Genomic DNA, 21,820 nt, shown 5'->3' with positions numbered 1-21,820 from the left:
AGGAGGTCAATGAAGTGAGCAATAAAATCGTACTGCTTCCAGGTGATGGAATCGGAGCAGAAGTAATCTATGCAGCTAAGGATGTACTTGAAGCAATTAGTAAAAAATTTGATTTAGAATTCGAGTTTTCATCCTATGATATCGGAGGAATTGCGATCGATAAGCATAACTCTCCCCTCCCCGTTGAAACAATCGATGCCTGTAAAAAATCAGATGCTGTATTATTAGGCGCTGTTGGTGGTCCAAAATGGGATAACAACCCTTCTGATTTAAGACCTGAACGAGGGTTATTGGGTATTCGCAAAGCGCTTGACTTATACGCCAATTTACGACCTGTAAAAGGATTCAAAAAGCTTTTAGCAGCTTCTCCATTAAAAGAAGACATTATAAACGGCAGTGACCTTCTCATCGTTCGTGAGTTAACAGGCGGGTTATATTTTGGGCAGCCGAGTGAACGTCGAGATAACGGAAATGCCGTTGTAGATACATTAGCATACACCAAAAAAGAAATGGAACGTATTGTTGACAAAGCTTTTCAAAGTGCTCAACTACGTCATAAGCATTTAACTTCTGTTGACAAGGCTAATGTATTAGAGTCTAGTAAACTATGGCGAGAGATTGTTGAGGAAAAGAAAAATGAATATCCTGACGTCACAGTCGAACACGTTTTAGTGGATGCTGCGGCAATGAAATTAATCACAAACCCAACTCAATTTGATGTGATTGTGACAGAAAACATGTTTGGTGATATACTAAGTGATGAAGCATCTGTTCTAACAGGCTCATTAGGCATGTTGCCTTCTGCTAGTTTAGCAGAAAATGGCATTGGCTTATATGAACCAGCACATGGTTCTGCACCTGATATTGCTGGAAAAGGCATTGCCAATCCAATTGCAATGATTCTTTCTGCTGCGATGATGCTGCGATATTCTTTTGATAAAAATGAAGAGGCATCGGCAATCGACAAAGCGGTAGAAGACGTGTTAAACCAAGGATATCATACAGCAGATTTACAAAATGAAAATGGTACTTTAGTTAACACAAAGGAAATGACAGAACTTATTGTAAAGGCCATTGAATCATAAAGAGACTAGAGGACTCGGCGTAACCTATTATAGATATAGTGATACGCCGATGTTTTTCTAAAGTAAGGAGTGAAAAAATGAGAAAACCAAAGACGATTATTGAGAAAATCTGGGAAAAGCATGTTGTTCATGAAGAAGCTAATAAGCCAGACTTACTATATATTGATTTGCATTTAATCCATGAGGTTACATCTCCTCAAGCTTTTGAAGGGTTGAGAATGAACAATCGTAAAGTTCGTCGTCCTGAATTAACTTACGCAACAATGGATCATAATGTTCCAACCATTCATCGAAATGTAATTAAAGATGAAGTGTCGAAAACACAAATGGAAACATTAAAAACAAATTGTGATGAATTTGGTGTGCCTTTAGCTGATATCCATCATCCTGACCAAGGGATTGTCCATGTTATTGGACCAGAATTAGGGTTAACACAACCTGGTAAAACAATTGTTTGTGGTGATAGTCATACTTCTACACATGGTGCATTCGGAGCTTTAGCATTTGGTATTGGAACAAGTGAAGTAGAACATGTTTTGGCTACACAAACCATTTGGCAAGCAAAACCAAAAACATTAAATGTGAAGGTAAACGGAAAATTAGGAACAGGCGTTACAGCAAAAGACTTAATTTTAGCGATAATTGGTAAATTCGGGGTGAAATTTGGCACCGGGTATGTCATCGAATATACTGGTGAAGCTGTTCGTGACCTATCCATGGAAGGACGTATGACAGTTTGTAACATGTCTATTGAAGCAGGAGCTCGAGCTGGTTTAATTAGCCCTGATGATACAACGATTGAGTTTTTAAGAGGAAAACGCCATGTACCACAAGGTGAAGCATTTGATAAAGCTGCGGAAGAATGGAAAGCACTAGCAACAGACGAAGGTGCTGTATATGATGAAGTAGTAGAAATTAATGCAGACGAAATCGAACCGCAAGTAACATGGGGAACAAATCCTGGTATGTGTATCCCTGTTAGTGCCAATGTCCCTATTCCTGAGGAAAGTGAAAATGCTATTGAACATGATGAAATAGGTCGTGCTTTAGAATATATGGGACTAGATGGCGGCGAACCAATCTCATCTGTAAATATAGAACATGTCTTTATCGGATCTTGTACCAACTCTCGTTTATCTGACTTAAGAAAAGCTGCTTCTATAGTAAAAGGCAATAAAGTAAATCCTAATGTTAAAGCCATTGTTGTACCTGGTTCATTCAGTGTAAAAGCACAGGCTGAGGAAGAAGGCATTGATCAGATATTTAAGGACGCTGGCTTTGAATGGCGTGAGGCTGGTTGTAGTATGTGCTTAGCTATGAATGATGATGTCGTGCCTGAAGGCGAACGTTGTGCTTCTACTTCAAATCGTAACTTCGAAGGCCGTCAAGGGACTGGGGCTCGTACACATTTAGTAAGTCCAGAAATGGCTGCTGCTGCTGCTATTAAAGGTCACTTTGTTGATGTTCGTCATTTAGGTGTTCCAACACCAAGCTAATTTAGATTAAAGGGGGTAACATAGCGATGGAACCAATTAGAAAACATCAAGGTTTAGTATATCCACTAAATCGTGCCAATATTGATACAGATCAAATTATTCCAAAACAATTTTTAAAACGTATTTCTCGCCAAGGCTTTGGTCAATTTGTATTTTACAACTGGCGATTTGATTCTAAAGGAGAATTACGCGAAGACTTTTCTTTAAATCAACCAAAATACAAAGGCACATCGATCCTTGTAGCTGGTGAAAACTTTGGTTGTGGCTCTTCTCGTGAACATGCTCCTTGGGCCATCCAAGATTACGGATTCCGTGTTGTTATTGCTCCAAGTTATGCTGATATCTTTTATAACAACTGTACTAAAAACGGTATTTTACCAGTTCAACTAACGGAAGAAGAAGTACAGACTCTTATTCAAAATGCAGAAACAGAAAGCTATTATTTAACCGTAGATCTTGAAGAGAAAAAGGTATATGATAACCAAGGATTTGAAACATCTTTTGAAATAGACGATTATAAACGTGAAATGCTATTAAATGGCTGGGACGAAATTGCTGTCACACTAACACATGCTGACAAAATATCTCAGTTTGAAGAAGCACGTAAATAATAATATTGGAATGAGGCTGTCTCAAGAGTCCAGTTTGCAATCTCAGCAACTGATCTTGAAGACAGCTTTTTCTTTTTGATTATTTTTATTCACATAAACCTTATAGCAACACAATATCCATAAACTGCGCATTAACTAATAAATATTTACCTCCCACTCCTTTAAAGATGAGTGCTTAATCGTCGCTGCGGAAAACTACTCGCTTCCTGCGGGGTCTTCAGACTGTTCCTTACCCACAGGAGTCTCGTATTTTTCCGCAGCTTGGATCAGTGCTCGTTCTAAGTGGGAAAAAAACATATTCTTACTACCAACAAGCGGAAGAAATATACGTAGACTCCTGGGGGAACAGCGCGAGCTGAAGATCCCGCAGGCAGCTTGCTGCCGAGGAAGCTGAAGCCGTGCCCCCGGAAAGCGAAGTATATTTCTGGAGCGGTCTTCAGAGCTTTTTCAAGACTTATGTCGCAGTTTGGTTCAACTATGCAGTAAAAACTTTAATAGGTTCGAAATAAGGCTAAAGTATATCAATATAATAAAGCAATCCAGTGATCGCATAAATATTCCATAAAATATGGAGTAAAATTGGAACGACTAAAGAGTTTGTTAGTCGATACAATACAACAAAGACAGCACCCATAATAGTGGCCGATAACACATGTCCAGTATGTAAACTTCCAAAAATCAAAGAAGAAATACACAATCCGATCCAAAAGTTCCATTTAATCCCTAAAAATCGATGAATAATCCCACGGTAAATCACTTCTTCTTTAATAGGCGTCAAAAAGGTAAAAGCTATATAAAAAATTGTAAGTGACAGCCAGTGATCAGACAATCCCTCTAATCCAAAAGTATCTACTTGGCTTGTTCCGTCCTCCCATTGAAATACATGCATGATAAAAAATTGGATAACATAAGTAAAAACAAAAGCAACCAATATCAATACATACGTCTTTCCTTTTCTTAATGGTGCCAAAGAAAACGCATTTTTCAAAAATGCACGAACCTTTTTAAAAAGTAAAATAGCAATAAAAAAAGCGGAAGCATCTAATAATAATAAATAATGACTTTGCATGAACAAGTCATTATAAAAACCCTCTACTCCCCCATCTAATACAATACTAACAATTCCTAATAATGTCCCTGTTACAAAAACCAACCCGAAAAATGTGATAAAAAATAAAATGACTCCTCCCCAACCAATGGGAAGTTTGTTTTCTTTTATTTTGTTCACATTCTCCTCTGTTGATTCAAGTATTCGATGATTAGTGTCCAATTACATTCACCTCATAATTTTTCCTTTTCTTTTCATACGATTCGATCGATGAAAAAGTTTCATTTTTTGTATAAGATTTTCTTAATTAACCATAATTCTGTCTCCCCTTCCAATCATTACTCTAGTGTCGTTTTCAATAATGGTTAAACTAATACTGCTATATGATCGACTGACATATAGGAGGTGATTTTATGTTAAATCAACAACAAATGCATCAATGTGAAAGAACTCTAATGGAACGAAAACAAGAAATAACAGAACATTTAAAGGATCATTTTGGATTAGAAGCAGAACAAATCCACGAATCAGTCTCAGAGCTTTCTAATTATGATAACCACCCAGCAGACACAGGCTCTGAATTATTTGAGCGTGAAAAGGATATAGCATTAAATGAACACGAAGAGCAGGAACTTAAAGATATCAATCAAGCTTTAGAAGCCATGGAAAACGGTCATTACGGAAAATGTGAAGCTTGTGGCGTTGAAATACCAGCTGAACGAATGTTAGCCATGCCTACAACTCAAAGGTGTATCGAACATGCTGAACATAAAATCGATACAACACGTCCTGTTGAAGAGGACGTCATCCATTCAAGTGTCAATGAAATGGAGTCAGAGATCGATGAGGAAGAATCCATCATTTTCGACGGTGAAGACTCTTGGCAGCGAGTAGAAAAATATGGTTCGTCAGATGGCCCTTCCGATTTTTATGATACAGAAAAAGATTATGAGGACATGTTTTTTAATTCAGATGAATTAGTTGGAGCGTCAGAAGATATAGAGGAATTTTTATTAGCAGATGAAAATGGAAAATTTATTGGTGTAAATGAAAAGCATGAAGATTATGAAGATTATTTAGATGAGAATGACATTGGCTCCATTCTTTACACAGATAAATAATCTAACCTTCGGGCCTTCCTTCTTTGTAATGGAAGGCCCGATTCACACTATAATGCTTGAATTTTTCCTTTGTCATCTTTATACACAACATGTTTTCGTTCAAACTGAAGCGGAGATTCTAAACCCGCTGCAGAGGCAACTCGGTAAAGCCCCATTCTCATAGTGATTAAGTAATTCGCAGTCCTCCATTTCTTTTCCTCTACTACAAGTGCTTTTTGTAAATCAGGGTCTGTAGTAGCAACTCCCACCGGACAAGTATTCGAAGCACATCTTAATGTTTGAATACAACCGACCGTTATCATAAATCCACGGGCAATATTAACTAGGTCCGCTCCCAATGCTAACGCAATAGCAACTCGATCAGGTGAATATAACTTTCCAGACGCTATAATTTTCAATTTATCCCTTACTTCATATCTTTTTAAAGCATCATCTAATAATGGTAATGATGAACGAATTGGCAATCCCACCATATCGGCAAGTTCTTGATAAGTTGCTCCGGTCCCTCCTTCCCCACCGTCAATGGTTATAAAGTCTGGGGAAATATCAAGTTCACGGATGTTTTTGGCGATTTCATCGGCTTCGAATGGACTACCTAAAACAATTTTTATTCCAACTGGTAAGCCAGTGTGCTTTCTTATTTTTTTTATAAAATGTAATAATGATGAGTAATCTTCGATATCTAAAAAACGATTTGGACTATCTATCGCTTCATAAGCAGGTACTTGCCTAATACGTGCAATTTCTTCCGTGACTTTTTCGGCGTTCATATGTCCTCCTCGAGTTTTAGCACCTTGCCCTAGCTTTATTTCAAATGCTTTTACTTGAGGAATTTTGCTTTTTCTTAATAATTCATCCCAGTCAAAGTTTCCATCCTTATCTCTTACACCAAATAAACCAGGCGAAATTTGCATAATGATATCGACATTTCCTTTTAAATGGTAATCAGATAATCCCCCTTCACCAGTATTCATCCAACTTCCTTTTGCAATACCTAATCCCTCTGATAATGCTGTAATGGCTCGGTCACCCAATGACCCATAACTCATTCCTGACATTCCGATTTGTCCCCTTACCACAAAAGGCTGCTTCGTTTTTTCCCCTATAACAATGGCATCTTCTTCTGGTAATAAATAAGCGTAAGATATTTCTTGTTTTAATCTTTCTTTTCGTCCGGTTAGTACAGGGTCTTTAATTAATACATACCGATTGGTTGGCACTTTCGTTTCTCGGTCTATGCGTAAGTCTTCAAATAATGTTGGAAACATCGAATTTCTTATGTAAAATCCAGGTGCTTCAAAGTCCCTTTGAGAACCGAATCCAATGACATCCTTTTTATATTTTGCTTTACGAACAATGTATTGAAAATCACGTCTAGAAAATGGTTTACCTTCATTATCACTATCAAAGAAGTATTGTCTTAATTCTGGTCCTATTTTTTCTAATAAATAACGAAAATGACCAATAATCGGATAATTCCTTAAAACAGGGTGTTGTTTCTGTGAACGATCCATCACATAGACGAACATTAATGCCAAAATGACCAATAAAAAACAGCCAATGAGGATAGAACCAGTACTTAACAATATATATAGCTTCATTATGGCGCCTCCCCCCTCTTTTTTGTCTACTTGATTATATGTATGATGAGGAAACGCTCGTCATTCGTTTGATTCCCATTAGAGAGTATTCCTATTACTTGACAGGCTATATTGATTATGATAATTATTGTATGTTAGCACTCATACAAAGGGAGTGCTAATATACATACCATACTTTCAAGGAGGAAAAAGACAATGGAGAAGAAGCAATTTCAAGCGGAATCAAAGCGTTTATTAGAAATGATGGTTCATTCTATCTATTCTCAAAAAGAAATATTCTTACGTGAATTAATTTCAAATGCTAGTGATGCCATTGATAAAATTTATTACAAAGCTCTCACTGATGACAATATTTCTTTCAACCAAGATGATTACTATATTCGAATTGAAGCAGACAAGGACCAGCGTACCTTAACTGTAAAAGATACTGGAATTGGGATGACTCAAGAAGAATTAGAAAAGAATCTTGGAACGATTGCGAAAAGTGGATCATTAGACTTTAAAAATGAAGTGGAAATGAAAGATGGACAAGAGATTATTGGTCAATTTGGTGTTGGTTTTTATTCTTCTTTTATGGTTGCAGATAAAGTAACAGTCTACACACGATCTTTATATAATGATGAAGGATTTAAATGGGAATCAGATGGGGAAGAAGGTTATACCATTGAATCTTTCAATAAACAAGATGTAGGTACAGAAATTGTCATTCAATTAAAAGAAAATGCAGAAGAAGAAAACTACGATGAATTTTTAGAAGAGCATAAACTTCAATCCATCATTAAGAAATACTCTGACTTTATACGTTATCCAATTAAAATGGATGTAACAGAACAACGTCCAAAAAGTGATGATGACGATACATTAGAGGAAGTTACAGAAGAAAAAACGATTAACAGCATGGTGCCTATTTGGCGCAAAAATAAACAAGAGCTTACAGATGAAGATTATCAATCTTTTTATCAAGAAAAGCATTTTGGATTTGATCAACCATTGAGCCACTTGCATATTAGTGTAGATGGTATGGTACGCTTTCAATCCATTCTTTATATACCAGAACAATTACCGTTTAATTACTACTCTCAAGATTTTGAAAAAGGGTTAGAGCTATACTCGAATGGTGTCTTAATCATGGAGAAATGTGCAGATCTATTACCAGATCACTTTAGCTTTATTCGCGGTATCGTGGATTCAGAAGATTTATCTCTTAATATTTCACGAGAAATATTACAACAAGATCGTCAAGTAAAGCTTATTGCGAAAAATATCGAGAAAAAAGTCAAAAACCATTTACAAAGCTTACTTAAAAATGATCGTGAAAAATATGAGAAATTTTATGATGCATTTGGTCGTCAAATTAAATACGGTGTTTACAGTGACTTTGGAGCAAATAAAGATAAATTAAAAGACTTACTTCTGTTCTATTCTTCCAGTGAGGAAAAGTTAGTAAGCTTGAAAGAATACGTAGATCGTATGCCAGAAGATCAAGAACACATCTATTACGCAACTGGAGAGTCACATGATCGTATTGAGAAACTGCCTCAGACTGAACTTGTAAAGGATAAAGGGTATGAAATCTTATACTTCACTGATGAAGTTGACGAATTTGCGATTAAAATGTTGATGAACTATGATGGCAAAGAATTTAAATCTGTTTCTAGTGGAGATCTTGATTTAGAAGATGAAGAAACTAAACAAGAAGCAGAAAAGCAAAAAGAAGAACATAAAGATTTACTAGCGGAAATGAAAGAAATACTAGGTAACAAAGTGAAAGACGTGAAGCTTTCCACACGTTTAAAATCACACCCTGTTTGCCTATCGGCTGAGGGAGATGTTTCCATTGAAATGGAAAAAATATTAAAACAAATGCCTGATAATCAAAACATTGAGGCGAATAAAGTATTGGAAATCAACAATAAGCATGATATCTTTAAAGCTTTAGTAGAAGCTCATGGAAATGATAAAGAAAAAGTAACGCTATATACCAACATTCTATATAACCAAGCTTTACTAATCGAAGGGCTCCCTGTAGAAGACCCTGTCGCCCTTACCAACGATATGTGTAAAGTAATGGTATAAAATAATATATGATAAAAGAACAGTTCTTCATTTATGAAGAGCTGTTTTTTATTTGCCTTTATAATATTTATTGGCATGTTACATAAGTATGAAACAAGTTCTTCTTTTACCTTAATTCAACATTTGAATTTAACCCTTTTTTAGTTTGAATAACCCAAAAATGTGTAATATTAATAAAAAAGCATATGCTATACGTTGTCTAATAGTCGTACTTCACTTGTTGAAAATATAGGAGGGTACCGTGTAAATGAAAAAAAATGTTTCACAAAAACTGATCGAAAAACATTTAGTATCAGGAGAAATGACTCCAGGTGAAGAAATTGGATTAAAGATCGATCAGACACTGACACAGGATGCAACAGGTACAATGGTAATGCTCGAACTAGAAGCAATGGAGTTAGACAAAGCAAAAACAGAAGCTTCCGCTCAATATGTGGATCATAACTTAATTCAAGAGGATTTCCGCAATGCAGATGACCATTTATTTTTAAGAAGTGCTGCACAGAAGTTCGGCATCTATTACAGCAGACCAGGTAATGGTGTTAGTCACCCTGTCCACATGCAGCGATTAGCTAAACCTGGTCAAACACTACTAGGATCAGATAGTCACACATGTGCAAATGGGTGTATGGGCATGTTAGCCATGGGGGCTGGCGGTATTGATGTCGCCATGGCAATTGCTGGTGAACCCTATTATATTAAAATGCCACAGGTAATGGGAGTAAAGCTTACTGGTAAAATACCCGATTGGGTTAGTGCAAAAGACGTTATTCTTGAAATGCTGAGACGACATAGTGTGAAAGGTGGAGTTGGCAAGATTATTGAATATTATGGACCTGGACTCGATTCTTTATCAGCTATGGATCGTCATGTCATTGCCAATATGGGGGCAGAATTAGGAGCAACTGCTACTGTATTTCCATCAGATAGAGTGATTAAATCGTTTCTAAAACAACAAGGAAGAGCAAATGATTGGATGGACTTAAAAGCGGACAGAGGGGCTGATTATGATCTTCATGAAGAATTGGATCTTTCTGAGATAGAACCGCTCATTGCTAAGCCTTCCAGTCCAGATAACGTTGTTCCAGTGAAAGAACTAGCAGGTGATCCTATTTACCAATCTTATATCGGATCTTCAGCTAACCCGGGATACCGAGATTTTGCTATTGCCAGTGAAATAGTGAAAGGGAAACAAGTAGCACCAGGTACTTCGTTTGATATTAATCCAACTTCTAGACAGCTGCTAGAGCAGTTAGTGGAAAATGGTCATATCGCTAATCTTCTATCATCTGGTGCTAGAATGCATCAAGCAGGCTGTAATGGTTGTATTGGAATGGGTCAAGCACCTGCCACAGGTAAAAACAGTTTGCGTACTACACCCCGTAACTTCCCAGGGAGGTCCGGGACGAAGGAAGATAGTGTTTTCTTATGTAGTCCCGAAACAGCAGCTGCTTCAGCTCTACATGGAGTTATCACAGACCCTAGAACATTAGATATTAGATATCCGAAAATGAAAGAGCCAACAAACTTTAGTGATAACGGGATGCTAGAAGCACCTCCTGAAAAATCAGCCAAGGAGTTAACATTAGAAAAAGGACCAAATATTACAACAATACCTGATTTCACCCCTATTGAGAATAATTTTGAGGTTCCCGTACTGTTGAAAATGGGGGATAACATTTCGACTGATGAAATTCTAGCTGGCGGGTCACGTGTTTTACCATATAGAAGTAATATTCAAAAAATCAGTACATTTGCCTTTGAAATCGTTGATGACAACTATTATGAAAATGCGATGAAGGCACGAGATGATGGCGGACATGCGTTGGTGGCTGGCGTGAATTATGGACAAGGTTCTAGCCGTGAGCATGCCGCTCTCGCTCCGAGATATCTTGGATTAAAGGTTGTCCTGGTGAAAGATTTTGCTCGTATACATTTACAAAACTTAATCAATTTTGGTATTTTACCACTTCGCTTTAGTGATGAGAACGATTATAAAAAAATAAAAGATGGTGCTGTTCTACAATTTGAAAATATTCATGAAAAAATAAAAAAACATCATACTTTTGATATATCCGTAAAAGATAGTAAGGAAACCATTTCGGTTCAACATGATTTAACATCTAGACATGTTGATATTATTTTACAAGGCGGCGTCATAAACTGGATTAAAAATAAATCGACCAATTAATATAAGAGAAAGGGAGTTAAGATGGGTTCACAAGAAATGAAGTGTAAAGCCTGTGAAGGATCAGGATTATTAATGGATGATGAAGAATGGCACTATACTTGCACGATTTGTAATGGTGATGGATTTGTTTCTAAATTTGAAGAAAGCGCAACACCAGATTTAACGGAAATGGATCAAAACAACCGCACATTAGAATAAATCAAACAAAGAGCTGTCCCAAAAATTAAAAGTAATTGTATGGGACAGCTCTGTTTCTTTGTTAAATTTTCCCCTTTATTTTGTCAAAAATTTGACACACACTGGCTCTGGTGTGTATACATCTTTTTGTAATAAACTTAAAGTACCGTCTTGGTGATTTCTCTCAAACAATACTAAAGTGTTAGAGTTTTGATTGGAGGCAATCACAAATTGTTCCGTCGGATCTAATACAAAATCTCTAGGCCAATCCCCTTCTGTCTTTGTCCAGTCTACAAATTGAACAGTATAGTCTTCCAGTACCTTGAATATTGCAATCGAGTCATGACCACGATTTCCAGCATAAACAAACTTTCCATCTGAAGAGATATGAATGGCACTACCTTGATTATTTTCCGTAAAATCTTCCGGAATAGTTGAAATATATTGTACATCCTCAAAAGTACCATTTTCTTTATATTGTAACACAATCACTTCATTACTTAATTCTGTCATTACATAAGCATACTCTCCATTTGGATGGAACACAATATGTCTTGGCCCGCTTCCTGGTTTTGCATTCCAGATACTTACTTGTTCAAGTTGTCCATCATTAGGTTGATATGTTGTAATAGTATCACTTCCTAAGTCGACTACTATTACATATTTTTCATCTGGGGTAAAACCAGCGTAATGCAAATGAGGCTTTTCTTGACGTTCGTGCGGACCAGATCCTTCATGGATTACTGGTTTAGCAGGCTGTAACGAGCCATCTTCATTGGTAAGATAAGCCTCTGCTTGTTTTGTATGATAATTCGCTGAAACAACAAGTTTATCATCACTTCTTACACTAACGTGGCAAGGGGCAGATCCAGGGGAGGCTTGACTATTTAATTGATGTAAGTCTCCAGTTTGTTGATCTAAACGAAAAGAAGTTAATCCCCCCTCTTCCCCTTCTTTAGAAACAGCATATAATAATGAGTTATCTTGGTTCACCGTAAGATATGTCGGATTATCCAGTTCTGCTGCTAGTTCTACATTACGTAATTTTTTTTCATCTAAGTCTAATTCAAATCGATAAACACCTTTGCTTTCTTTCTTCGTATATGTACCTACATATCCAATATAACGACTCTTCCCCATCATCAAAATCCTTTCTACCTTAAATTTTAATCATCCATTATTATAGCAAAGAAAAAATAAACAATCTAATATACGCCTAATCACTATAAAAAAGAGCTGTCCCAAAAGACAGCTCTTCTCATTTTTATTGTTAACGCATGTTAAATGGGTTGTTGTTACCTCGGCGCATTTGATAATAGCAGTAAGCACCGATTCCAATTGATGCTAGTGCTGGTAGCCAAGCATTACGTCTTCTCATTCAATATCCCTCCAATTAAAATGGAATACCTTCTTATTATGTTTATCCTTTCGTCCATTAATCGGAGTAAATATTGGATGATTTACTGAAATTTATTGCCGATAAATAAGAAAAACAAGATAAACAAACCAATAGTAAATGGGAGTGCTCCAATTAAACTTAGGCTCATCCCATTAAAACCACCCACTAATTCATTTCCAACTAAATATATCACGACACCTATCATACAACTTAAGAACCCCCACATATATGGAAGCCTCTTCCACAAGCTTAATATAGCACCAACTAAAAATACACATAAAAATATCCATGGAAGGACAACATAAATAATGAAACTCATATCCGACATCCTTTAAAATACTTTATATCTTCCCCCATTATATACTTAATTAGCAAAAGAAAAAACCAGAAACTTTTTATGCTCCTGGTTTTACTTGTTCTGATTTTTTTTCAACGTTTATCTGATATTGCTGTTTTAGTATTTGCCTTGCCCGAAACAATCTAGTTTTTACCGCTGCGTGTGAAATGTGAAGCGCTTCTGCAATTTCATGAACTTTATAACCTTTTACAAATTTCAAATAAAAAACCTGTTTAATTTTACTGCTGCATTTTCCAATACAGCCAGTTATCTCTTTAACCGTTGCTTGATAATCCACCTTTTCATCCACTGAGTACGCTGAGCAAATCATCAGCTCCTCTAAATAGATATCTTCCTGTAGTAAGATAGCATGAGAACGTTGCTCTTTTCGCAGCATATCAATTGCAGTTCTGGTAATCACTGTTTTTAACCATGCCGGTATTTTATTTAGATTTTCGACCTGAATACCTCTTCGGTACATTTTTATAAAAGCTTCTTGTACTGCATCTTCAGCTAGTTGGGGATCATGCAATATATCTTTTGCTTTATAATACATCATATCTTTATACTTTAAAAAGATATCTTCCAAACAAATACTCGATTCCTTTCTTTCCATTACTTCATACATATCTCACATCCCCTATTGACCTTCAAAATATTGTTTGACAAAATCAGGTATTTGTTCATCGGTCACGATGAAGGTTGTCAATAACCGATGTTTATTAGATCCAAACAGTCCTATCGTCCATTCTCCAGAATAATCAGCCTTATCCTTTAACTCCAATAACTGCTTCATTTCCTCTTGTCCTTCCGTTATAAACCAGTTATCTTGCTGTTCCTTTGGCATTGTTGGCAGCTCGTAAATTTCGTTTCGGTTATTTAACCCCTGTTTGACAGCAACTCTTGTTAAATCTTCGACTTCAAGAATGACATGATCGTCTAACTCACTACTTTCTAATAGTTCCATTGTATTCTGGTAGCTTGGTTTCAATGGCATATGGTAATGTTTCTGTTCTCGAGAGTTAATAAACTCTAAGGAAGCTGACCTATAGGTATTTTTGTTCAATTCATCAAAGCTAGCCGTTAGATAATCTTTCTTCATAGCTTCTGTAATCTGTTCAATTAGTTGATCATCATACACTTCTTTTACATCCTCATAGCCATGGATATTAATTTGACTCACTTCAAGTTCCTCTTCAAATAACCAACTTTCTTGTATCTCCTTATACCCTTCTGATTCATAAAGAGGTTGGAAATACTCTCGCATTGACTCTGTACTTGGTACAAAATATTTACGTTTTAGTTTTTGTCCGTTTTCTAAAAAGTAAATAAATTGTATATTCACAGAATCAGGTTTAAATATACGTCTACGTTGTAGTTCTGTTTGGTCTGAGTCTGCTAAAACTTCATGTAATGTGGTAACATATCGAATCGTTTCACGATCTGTTATCGTTGGTAAATCACTTTCCTCTAAGTCCTCCCGGTAATAATAGCTGTACCCTCCATTATTGATAAATACTGATTCAATCTGATCTGCTTCTGGTACACGACCTTCATATCCGTACAAATCCAATATAACGGTTAATATTACGATAAAGGATACACCAATATAGGCTAAAAAACCTTTCCAATAATGGAAAACTCGCCATGTTTTTTGAATAAGCATTTCTGCTAGTAAATAGCCAATAAAAGCTCCAAACAGATAGCCAAATAAAATCCATCCAATTAATTTACTTTGCATCAATCCGAAATAGGCACCACCTAATAACATAAAGCATAACGTGACACCGAATTTAAATATTGGTTTTAGTTTAGGAAAAGCCAGTGCCTGGGATGCCGATTCTACGTACCGAATTTGGTAAAATAACTTAGCCAGAACATAAGTAATGATCGTTAATACAATATATACACCTAACCTTAAATAGGAAATATCATCCTCATATATTTGAATAGCGTCTAAAAGTGGAGAATATTTGGCAACTTCCTCCTCCCAAAAAAATCCTACATAAAAACCTTTTAATAACATCTCTAAGTTAATAATAACAAGTGCTATAATCCCTGCCGGAAACAGCAAAAAAATATAGCTTAGCCCAGCCTGTACAGCTGAAATCCCTGTTAAGACACCAATCAATACGGTAAAGACATAAATGAAAGATTGATAAACAAAGGTAATGAGCAGCCATTTACTTATATCTGCATAGGAATATATATATCCAACATCCATCATTCCTTGCATAACCAGTAAAATGATTGTAATAACCGACAGTGGAACAACCATTAAAATATATCCAATCAGGAATTGCTGATTAAACAGATTGCCCCGTTTTAATGGTAAACTAGCCATAAAGTCAGCAGAACCTTTCACTTGCATAAAACGAAAAGTGAAAATCCCTGCTATTACAGGAATGATAAATAATAATACCAATTGAAACTCTGAGTTTACCTCAAATAAATGATCAATATGGTTGTAATTACGACTATTATCCAAAGAGTCTTCGGTATACATCATAAATATTTGAAGTGGCAGGATTAATAGAAGTGCAAGAAAATAAGCAATACCAATCCAACCAGAGGATTTAAATCCTTGCTTTAGCAATTCTTTTTTAAAGTAAGATGTTTTCGATTGCATATCCTACACCCTCCATCTCATATATAAAGATTTCCTCAAGCGTTAATGGTAAAATATCAAATACAACTGGATTGTAGGGTTGTAATGTTTGCTCAATGGTTTCGATATGCCCTTTGATAATACAAACATATACACTTCCTCGCTTTTCCTGATGTAAGATATTTAGCCCTTTAAAGATGGAATCTTCTACAGGCGATTTAAAGGCAAGTTGTACCTTATGGATGTCTGATTTTAAATCATCCAAGTCTTTTTCTAATAAGAGTTTGCCTCGATGTATAATTCCAATTGCATCACAGATATCCTCTACTTCTCTCAAGTTATGAGAAGAAATCATGACCGTCATTTCACGCTCTGCTACATCTTGTATGATCCACGATTTGATTTTTTTACGTATAACAGGGTCTAAACCGTCAAAAGGTTCATCCAAGATTAAATAATCAGGCATTGCACATAATGCAAGCCAAAAGGCCACCTGCCTTTGCATCCCTTTTGAAAAACGATGTATCTTTCTATCCACTTGTAAATCTAACGCTTTTTGCATCTGAACAAACCGTTCTTGGTTCCAATGAGGATACATGTCTTGGTAAAAGTAAGCCATTTGTGCAACCGTATAATGGGAGAAGAAATAAAGAGCATCTGGAAGGAAAATCATTCTTTCTTTCAAGCTGGTATTCTCAAAAACCTGTTGATTTTCTATTTGACACGTTCCGTCATCTTGTTTGATAATGCCCGCTATCGTTTTTAGAAGGGTCGTTTTTCCTGCTCCATTCGAACCTAATAATCCATATATGGATCCTTTTTGAATCGTTAATGACACCTGTTGAAGCACAGGTTCTTTTTCAAAATTCTTATCTATATTACTTATTTGAATCATCTTGTTCCCCCCTTGCTATCTGTTGTTTGACTTCTTCTATTAGTTCTTCTAGCTCCTCTAAAGTGATGCCAATAAAAAATGCCTCCGCCAGTTTTTTTCGCAATTCTTCCTTTATTCGCTTTAATTCTTCGGTATTTTCGGTGATTACCATATGATTCACAAAACTTCCCTTCCCCTTAACGGAATATATATAGCCTTGTGTTTCTAACTCACGATATGCTTTCTGGATCGTATTAGGATTTATAGATAACTGTTGTGCTAACATTCGAACAGATGGCAGTTTTTCATCTTGCTTTAACACATCATTTATAATTAATTGCTTTAATTTTTCTACTAATTGTTCATATATCGGTTTTCGGCTTCTTAAATCCAGCTCAAACAAGCATAACACCCCTCCCGCTTATCTGTATGGTGTGTATTAATTGTATTAACTGTATTAGTATATTTAATACAGTTTAATTATAGAACAAAATAGCAAAAAAGCAACCCTTTTTTAACATTAAAAAATCGGAAGGCGACTTATGCTACCTCCCGATTTTTTTGCTTATTTAACTGTATTTTCATACCAATCTTTAGCTGCTTCTACTTCCGTTCTTGTGAGTTGATGTCCAGTGTTTTCCCAATGAATACGAACTTCTGCACCATTCTCTTCTAAAATTTGTTCTAAATCTTTTGACTCTTGCTCTGTACATAACGGATCATTGATTCCAGCCGTAATAAATACTTTAACATTGGATAAGTCAGGTAGTTTTATTCCTCGTCTTGGTACCATTGGATGATGCAACACAGCTGCTTTTAAGCTGTCTTGGTAATGAAAAAGTAAACTGCCGGCAATATTGGCTCCATTGGAATATCCAACTGCAATCACTTGATTTCGGTCGAAACCATATTTTTCAGCAGCTTCATCTATAAATTGATATAGCTCTTCGGTTCGATGAATTAAATCTTCCTCATCAAACACCCCTTCCGCTAATCGCTTGAAAAAGCGTGGCATTCCATTTTCTGAAACATTGCCTCGTACACTTAAAATATTAGCATCTGTATCTACAATATCTGCTAGTGGCAATAAGTCATTTTCTGTTCCACCTGTCCCGTGTAGTAATAATAGAGTTGGCCCATTTAAGTTTTTACCTTCTTTAAATATATGCTTCATATTAACACCCTTTCTTTCTAATACATCTATTATCTCAAATTCGAAATAAATAGTTCAACTATTTTTAATCACTTGATAAAGTTCCCCTTTTTTATATCAATTAAACGTTGGGCGTTTATTCACCTTGCTTATACATTTTTCGCATATTACAATGATTATAACTTGGTTTAGAGAGGGATCGAAAATGACCAAAATACCATTGATGATTGATTTAATACATAGGAAAATAGTAGTGTTCGGTGGCGGCACGGTTGCAGAAAGACGTGTGACCACTCTCCTGCCATATACAACAAACATTACGATTATTAGTCCAACTGTTACGGATTTGTTAAAAGAGCTTGCAATCAAACATCGCATTCATTGGATACAACGTGACGGAAAACTGACAGACATCGAATCCTATAACTTAATAATTATAGCAAGTAATGATCCAACGTTTAATCAAATGATAGCAGAGCATGCCCCAACTTCTTGTTTGATGAATGCAACCTTTCATGCTGATTATGGAAACATCGATTTCCCGATATTTCTAGATAGAGGAAAATTAAAGATTGCTATTTCAACAAATGGAGCTAGCCCTATACTTGCCAAAAGAATTAAAAAGCAATTAGAAGATCAATTTCCTGTAGACTATGAAGGATATATTGACTTTTTATATGACGTTCGTCAGTTGGTGAAAAAAACGAATTGGGATCAAGAGCGTAAAAGAAATCTTTTAAATGAAATCATAGATCATCCGATTTATGATGAAAATGATCAAATTAATTTTTTAGAAAAATTAAAAAAGCAAATGTGAAAAGGATACTCACATTTGCTTTAATTCGTATTCGGTAATGCCTTCCAATATTCTATACGTTTCATTCCGCTTGCTTTTTGTAATTGATTTTTAGCAACCTCGATACCTTCTTCAATCGAGCTTGTTATCCCGAACAAGTAATAACGTAATCCTGCATTCAATAAAACTTGATTATAATAATATTGATATTTCTCTTGTTTTTCTCCAGATAATAACGATATGATAATATCTTTTTGTTCTGAAGCGGATAACTTTGCTGTTTTATCGAAATCTTTACATTCCAAACCATATTCTTTTGGTTTCACAATAAAAGAGTCTAAGCTTTCTTTTGTCCAATGAAAAACAAAGCTATTACGATGAACAGGCACATCCTCAGACCCTTCTAATCCCTGCACAATATAAACATTTTGATACGGCAATGATTGAAAGACATCATTTAATTTATTGATCGCAGTTCGGTGAAAAGCACCTAGCATTACATTTTTGGCGCCTCCTATATTCAACAGTTTCTCTACTGTGTTATATAATGTCCGAACACCGATTTCTTTCCGAATATGTCTTATTTGTTTTAACGGTTCACAATAGTACTCCGTATCCGTAAACGCAAAAGAAGTTTCATGCATTTGCTTTTCTACTTCTTTTTTAGAGTTTTCTTGTTCCCATCCTAATTCTCTCATAATATCTTTTAATGAAGTACCGTACTTTGGAGGGAGTGTATCACTAGCACCGATAAAAGATGGAACCCCATAATCTGCTAATAATATGGATACAGGTATGGTAGCAGCAAAAGAATTTCTTCCATTATACGGACCAGCAAAATCAATCATTTTTTCTTGGATGTCTCTATCTATATCTAATTTCTGAGAATGCTCCTTTAGTACGTCAATGAAAGCTAGTAACTCTTCTGGCTGTTCCATTTTTATTCTCTCTGCCACTAAATATGCTGAGATTTGAGCATCGGTCGCTTTCTTAGAAACAATTGTTTCAGCAATTTGTTTGGTTTCCTCGTAGCTTAGATCTTTAGAACCCTTTTTTCCTCTTGCCACTTCCTTAAGCCATTGTTGCACACTACATCAGCTTCCTTTCTAACTTCTATCACTCTTTCTTTTAAAATTTTAACTACATGATCATGTTGTCCCAGATATTCCGCTTGGATAATCTGCTGATCAGGTTTTAATGAAAAGTGTTCCACATACTGCTTAATCCCTGTAATGAGTAAACCAGTAAAAAGTAAATATGGTACTATCATAACAGATTTTTCTTGGTGTATCACTTTTTCACTTAAAAGCTCTTCAAATTTAGGCTTGCTTGCAGCAAGAAAACACTTTTCAATCGTTTGAGCAGGAAAGTAGTCTCCTAACATTTGAAGAATCGTTTCTGTGTCACTTACAGCCTGTTGATCGCTGCTTCCTCTCCCTACTAAAAGGATATCATAGTCTTCTACATGTGAGGTAGTTGCTCTACGGATATGATCTACTAATACTTCAATCATTTTTGGCTCAACTTCAATTGGCCTGCCATAATGAAAGGAAACTTCAGGGTACTTCCATCTTTCTTTTTCTATCATTTCTGGAATATCATGCTTTGCATGTCCAGCCGTTAGTAAAAGAACTGGAACAATCATTACCTGTTCTGCTCCTTGACTAATTACGTTCTCTACTGTTTTTGATAATGTAGGATCTTGTAATTCCAAAAAACACATTTCTTGTATCGGTTCTTCGACTACTCGTTTCACTTTTGAAATAAGCTGATAAGCCTCTTCCTTTGCTTCGGGCAATCTGCTGCCATGACAAATATATATAACCGATCGCATCGTATATCCGCTCCTAATTAGCTTCTACGACATGTGAGGATATCGTGTGTTGATGAATCTCTTTTAACCGCTGCAGCTTCTCTCCCACTTGAACAACTTCTCCCACTACAATCATAGCCGGGTTTTCAATTTTATGTCTTTCTACAATGGAGAGAATAGTTGCTAACGTTCCTGTAACTGCTTTTTGACTGTCTGTGGTTCCTTCTTGTATAATTGCTATTTTTGTTGAAGGGGATTTCCCACATTCCATTAATTTTTGGGTAATAAAACGTAAATTGCTGATTCCCATATAGATAGCTAACGTGTCTACTGAATTCGCCAACTGTTCCCAATGAATGTCTGTGGGCTGTCCATTTTTGCAATGACCTGTAACCACGGCAAATGATCGTCCTAATTCACGGTGAGTAATCGGAATATCCGCATATGCTGGTGCTGCAATACCTGATGTTATACCAGGAACCACTTCATAGCTTAATCCTTGTTTAGCAAGAACTTCTGCTTCCTCTGCTCCTCTTCCGAAAACAAATGGGTCGCCACCCTTCAGTCGTACAACTATTTTATTTTGCTTCGCATATTTGACAAGCAAATGATTGATCGTATCTTGTTTCATCAAATGTAATTTTGGAAGCTTGCCGCAATATATAAGATCAGCATGTTCCTTGGCTTCCTCCAGTAATTTAGTATTGACTAATCGATCATATAAAATGACATCTGCTTTTTGTATACATTTTAATGCCTTGACGGTGATTAAATCTGGATCACCAGGTCCTGCTCCGACCAAATAGACTTTTCCCATTGTTACTCCCCCAATTTTTGTGCTTCTGCGGATGACATCCCTCATGAATGTATTCAACCCTTTTAAAGAAAACTCGTCGATTGACGAGCCTTTGGCGAAGTTAGAGACGTAGTTGCGCTTATCTATCTGCCTAATCGTGGTATCTACGTCGGATTCACTTCGTCTGTAACACGATATGAATTTTGATATTGTAAAGAAAACTTGGTACCATGACCAAGTCTTCTTTACAATGGAGGTACGCCTAGTATTAGGCGTACCTATATCATGCTTTATGCTTCATTTTCCGGTACTTTCACATACACTTCTTCGCCTTCTTGAACGACATCGAAGGTTTGTACACAACCTTCATCAGGTGCTTGTACTAAACCATCTGTCATATTGATCTTCCAATCGTGTAATGGGCAAAAAACATGTTCTCCACTAACCATTCCTTCAGAAAGGACACCGCCTTTATGTGGGCAGCGGTTTTCAATAGCATGTAATTTGCCGCTTGTTAGTTTAAATACAGCAATTTCCTTATCTTCGAGTACAACCGTTTTTCCAATACGTTCTGGTAAATCGCTGTAGTTGCCAACATATACTTTACGCACAGTCTGTTCCATCCCTATATCCCCCAT

21 protein-coding genes are annotated in these 21,820 nt (G+C 36.2%); 8 read left to right on the top strand and 13 right to left on the bottom strand.

The window, feature by feature from the left end:
• Positions 1-14 precede the first annotated feature (14 nt).
• The 3 genes from leuB (at position 15) to leuD (ending at position 3,192) form a co-directional block, all read left to right on the top strand.
• Entirely contained in the window at positions 15-1,085 is a 1,071-nt protein-coding gene (gene leuB, locus GHD00_RS03080; RefSeq protein ID WP_163536641.1) for a 3-isopropylmalate dehydrogenase, read from the top strand.
• Between the two features lie 77 nt (positions 1,086-1,162).
• Positions 1,163-2,581, top strand: a complete 1,419-nt coding sequence (leuC, locus tag GHD00_RS03075; RefSeq protein WP_163536640.1) for a 3-isopropylmalate dehydratase large subunit — start codon at positions 1,163-1,165, stop codon at positions 2,579-2,581.
• A gap of 26 nt (positions 2,582-2,607) precedes the next feature.
• A complete protein-coding gene (leuD, locus tag GHD00_RS03070; protein ID WP_163536639.1) occupies positions 2,608-3,192 on the top strand; it encodes a 3-isopropylmalate dehydratase small subunit in 585 nt (194 codons plus the stop codon).
• A gap of 511 nt (positions 3,193-3,703) precedes the next feature.
• Here leuD and GHD00_RS03065 read toward each other — a convergent pair.
• Positions 3,704-4,462 carry a CPBP family intramembrane glutamic endopeptidase gene (locus GHD00_RS03065; RefSeq protein WP_240468580.1) on the bottom strand — a complete coding sequence of 253 codons (759 nt, stop codon included), beginning with the start codon at positions 4,460-4,462 and terminating at the stop codon, positions 3,704-3,706.
• 191 nt (positions 4,463-4,653) lie between these two features.
• Between GHD00_RS03065 and GHD00_RS03060 the strand changes: the two genes are divergently transcribed.
• Entirely contained in the window at positions 4,654-5,361 is a 708-nt protein-coding gene (locus GHD00_RS03060; RefSeq protein WP_163536638.1) for a TraR/DksA C4-type zinc finger protein, read from the top strand.
• Positions 5,362-5,408: 47 nt separating this feature from the next.
• On the opposite strand, the gene GHD00_RS03055 is transcribed toward GHD00_RS03060, so the two are convergent.
• Positions 5,409-6,962, bottom strand: coding sequence for an FMN-binding glutamate synthase family protein (locus GHD00_RS03055; RefSeq protein WP_163536637.1), 1,554 nt, complete (start codon positions 6,960-6,962; stop codon positions 5,409-5,411).
• 195 nt (positions 6,963-7,157) lie between these two features.
• On the opposite strand from GHD00_RS03055, the gene htpG reads away from it, so the two are divergent.
• The 3 genes from htpG (at position 7,158) to GHD00_RS03040 (ending at position 11,427) form a co-directional block, all read left to right on the top strand.
• A complete protein-coding gene (gene htpG, locus GHD00_RS03050; protein WP_163536636.1) occupies positions 7,158-9,038 on the top strand; it encodes a molecular chaperone HtpG in 1,881 nt (626 codons plus the stop codon).
• A 247-nt stretch (positions 9,039-9,285) separates the two neighbouring features.
• Positions 9,286-11,229 (top strand): aconitate hydratase, encoded by a 1,944-nt coding sequence (locus tag GHD00_RS03045; RefSeq protein ID WP_163536635.1) that lies wholly within the window; start codon positions 9,286-9,288, stop codon positions 11,227-11,229.
• A 21-nt stretch (positions 11,230-11,250) separates the two neighbouring features.
• A complete protein-coding gene (locus GHD00_RS03040) occupies positions 11,251-11,427 on the top strand; it encodes a hypothetical protein (RefSeq protein WP_163536634.1) in 177 nt (58 codons plus the stop codon).
• Between the two features lie 75 nt (positions 11,428-11,502).
• On the opposite strand, the gene GHD00_RS03035 is transcribed toward GHD00_RS03040, so the two are convergent.
• The 7 genes from GHD00_RS03035 to GHD00_RS03005 form a co-directional block, all read right to left on the bottom strand.
• Positions 11,503-12,546 carry a lactonase family protein gene (locus GHD00_RS03035; RefSeq protein WP_163536633.1) on the bottom strand — a complete coding sequence of 348 codons (1,044 nt, stop codon included), beginning with the start codon at positions 12,544-12,546 and terminating at the stop codon, positions 11,503-11,505.
• A gap of 320 nt (positions 12,547-12,866) precedes the next feature.
• Complete coding sequence (locus tag GHD00_RS03030; protein ID WP_163536632.1) at positions 12,867-13,124, bottom strand: hypothetical protein; 258 nt, start codon at positions 13,122-13,124, stop codon at positions 12,867-12,869.
• A 76-nt stretch (positions 13,125-13,200) separates the two neighbouring features.
• The gene (locus tag GHD00_RS03025; protein ID WP_163536631.1) at positions 13,201-13,770 is read right to left on the bottom strand and encodes an RNA polymerase sigma factor; all 570 of its coding nucleotides are present in this window, start codon (positions 13,768-13,770) and stop codon (positions 13,201-13,203) included.
• A 12-nt stretch (positions 13,771-13,782) separates the two neighbouring features.
• Positions 13,783-15,771: a hypothetical protein gene (locus GHD00_RS03020; protein ID WP_163536630.1), complete on the bottom strand. Its 1,989-nt coding sequence runs from the start codon at positions 15,769-15,771 to the stop codon at positions 13,783-13,785.
• Positions 15,746-16,645 carry an ABC transporter ATP-binding protein gene (locus GHD00_RS03015; RefSeq protein WP_163536629.1) on the bottom strand — a complete coding sequence of 300 codons (900 nt, stop codon included), beginning with the start codon at positions 16,643-16,645 and terminating at the stop codon, positions 15,746-15,748. Before GHD00_RS03015 ends, GHD00_RS03020 begins: the two co-directional genes overlap by 26 nt.
• Positions 16,629-17,027, bottom strand: coding sequence for a GntR family transcriptional regulator (locus GHD00_RS03010; RefSeq protein WP_163536628.1), 399 nt, complete (start codon positions 17,025-17,027; stop codon positions 16,629-16,631). The genes GHD00_RS03015 and GHD00_RS03010 overlap by 17 nt, the downstream gene beginning before the upstream one ends.
• Positions 17,028-17,189: 162 nt before the next feature.
• Complete coding sequence (locus GHD00_RS03005; RefSeq protein WP_163536627.1) at positions 17,190-17,798, bottom strand: alpha/beta hydrolase; 609 nt, start codon at positions 17,796-17,798, stop codon at positions 17,190-17,192.
• Positions 17,799-17,982: 184 nt separating this feature from the next.
• Between GHD00_RS03005 and GHD00_RS03000 the strand changes: the two genes are divergently transcribed.
• Positions 17,983-18,594 carry an NAD(P)-binding protein gene (locus tag GHD00_RS03000; RefSeq protein ID WP_163536626.1) on the top strand — a complete coding sequence of 204 codons (612 nt, stop codon included), beginning with the start codon at positions 17,983-17,985 and terminating at the stop codon, positions 18,592-18,594.
• Positions 18,595-18,614: 20 nt separating this feature from the next.
• Here the strand turns inward: GHD00_RS03000 and GHD00_RS02995 are convergent, their stop codons facing one another.
• The 4 genes from GHD00_RS02995 to nirD form a co-directional block, all read right to left on the bottom strand.
• The gene (locus tag GHD00_RS02995) at positions 18,615-19,661 is read right to left on the bottom strand and encodes an anthranilate phosphoribosyltransferase (RefSeq protein ID WP_163536625.1); all 1,047 of its coding nucleotides are present in this window, start codon (positions 19,659-19,661) and stop codon (positions 18,615-18,617) included.
• Positions 19,607-20,407: a sirohydrochlorin chelatase gene (locus GHD00_RS02990; protein ID WP_163536624.1), complete on the bottom strand. Its 801-nt coding sequence runs from the start codon at positions 20,405-20,407 to the stop codon at positions 19,607-19,609. Before GHD00_RS02990 ends, GHD00_RS02995 begins: the two co-directional genes overlap by 55 nt.
• 13 nt (positions 20,408-20,420) lie before the next feature.
• Positions 20,421-21,203, bottom strand: coding sequence for a uroporphyrinogen-III C-methyltransferase (gene cobA, locus GHD00_RS02985; protein WP_163536623.1), 783 nt, complete (start codon positions 21,201-21,203; stop codon positions 20,421-20,423).
• Positions 21,204-21,472: 269 nt separating this feature from the next.
• The gene (gene nirD / locus GHD00_RS02980) at positions 21,473-21,805 is read right to left on the bottom strand and encodes a nitrite reductase small subunit NirD (protein WP_163536622.1); all 333 of its coding nucleotides are present in this window, start codon (positions 21,803-21,805) and stop codon (positions 21,473-21,475) included.
• Positions 21,806-21,820: the final 15 nt, after the last annotated feature.

Origin of the sequence: Gracilibacillus sp. YIM 98692 (assembly GCF_010993965.1) — a bacterium.
Taxonomy (GTDB): Bacteria; Bacillota; Bacilli; order Bacillales; family Amphibacillaceae; genus Gracilibacillus.
The sequence above is the reverse complement of the archived record's forward strand: the minus strand, read 5'-3'. Positions and strand labels throughout refer to the sequence as shown.

Bases quoted from the DNA above. Each gene is read 5' to 3' on its own strand.
- GHD00_RS03030 (WP_163536632.1), bottom strand. From the start codon at position 13,124: ATGAGTTTCATTATTTATGTTGTCCTTCCATGGATATTTTTATGTGTA.
- cobA (WP_163536623.1), bottom strand. From the start codon at position 21,203: ATGGGAAAAGTCTATTTGGTCGGAGCAGGACCTGGTGATCCAGATTTA.
- leuC (WP_163536640.1), top strand. From the start codon at position 1,163: ATGAGAAAACCAAAGACGATTATTGAGAAAATCTGGGAAAAGCATGTT.
- htpG (WP_163536636.1), top strand. From the start codon at position 7,158: ATGGAGAAGAAGCAATTTCAAGCGGAATCAAAGCGTTTATTAGAAATG.
- GHD00_RS03025 (WP_163536631.1), bottom strand. From the start codon at position 13,770: ATGTATGAAGTAATGGAAAGAAAGGAATCGAGTATTTGTTTGGAAGAT.
- GHD00_RS03040 (WP_163536634.1), top strand. From the start codon at position 11,251: ATGGGTTCACAAGAAATGAAGTGTAAAGCCTGTGAAGGATCAGGATTA.
- GHD00_RS02990 (WP_163536624.1), bottom strand. From the start codon at position 20,407: ATGCGATCGGTTATATATATTTGTCATGGCAGCAGATTGCCCGAAGCA.
- nirD (WP_163536622.1), bottom strand. From the start codon at position 21,805: ATGGAACAGACTGTGCGTAAAGTATATGTTGGCAACTACAGCGATTTA.
- GHD00_RS03035 (WP_163536633.1), bottom strand. From the start codon at position 12,546: ATGGGGAAGAGTCGTTATATTGGATATGTAGGTACATATACGAAGAAA.
- GHD00_RS03000 (WP_163536626.1), top strand. From the start codon at position 17,983: ATGACCAAAATACCATTGATGATTGATTTAATACATAGGAAAATAGTA.
- GHD00_RS03020 (WP_163536630.1), bottom strand. From the start codon at position 15,771: ATGCAATCGAAAACATCTTACTTTAAAAAAGAATTGCTAAAGCAAGGA.
- GHD00_RS03005 (WP_163536627.1), bottom strand. From the start codon at position 17,798: ATGAAGCATATATTTAAAGAAGGTAAAAACTTAAATGGGCCAACTCTA.
- GHD00_RS03060 (WP_163536638.1), top strand. From the start codon at position 4,654: ATGTTAAATCAACAACAAATGCATCAATGTGAAAGAACTCTAATGGAA.
- GHD00_RS03045 (WP_163536635.1), top strand. From the start codon at position 9,286: ATGAAAAAAAATGTTTCACAAAAACTGATCGAAAAACATTTAGTATCA.
- GHD00_RS03015 (WP_163536629.1), bottom strand. From the start codon at position 16,645: ATGATTCAAATAAGTAATATAGATAAGAATTTTGAAAAAGAACCTGTG.
- leuD (WP_163536639.1), top strand. From the start codon at position 2,608: ATGGAACCAATTAGAAAACATCAAGGTTTAGTATATCCACTAAATCGT.
- GHD00_RS03055 (WP_163536637.1), bottom strand. From the start codon at position 6,962: ATGAAGCTATATATATTGTTAAGTACTGGTTCTATCCTCATTGGCTGT.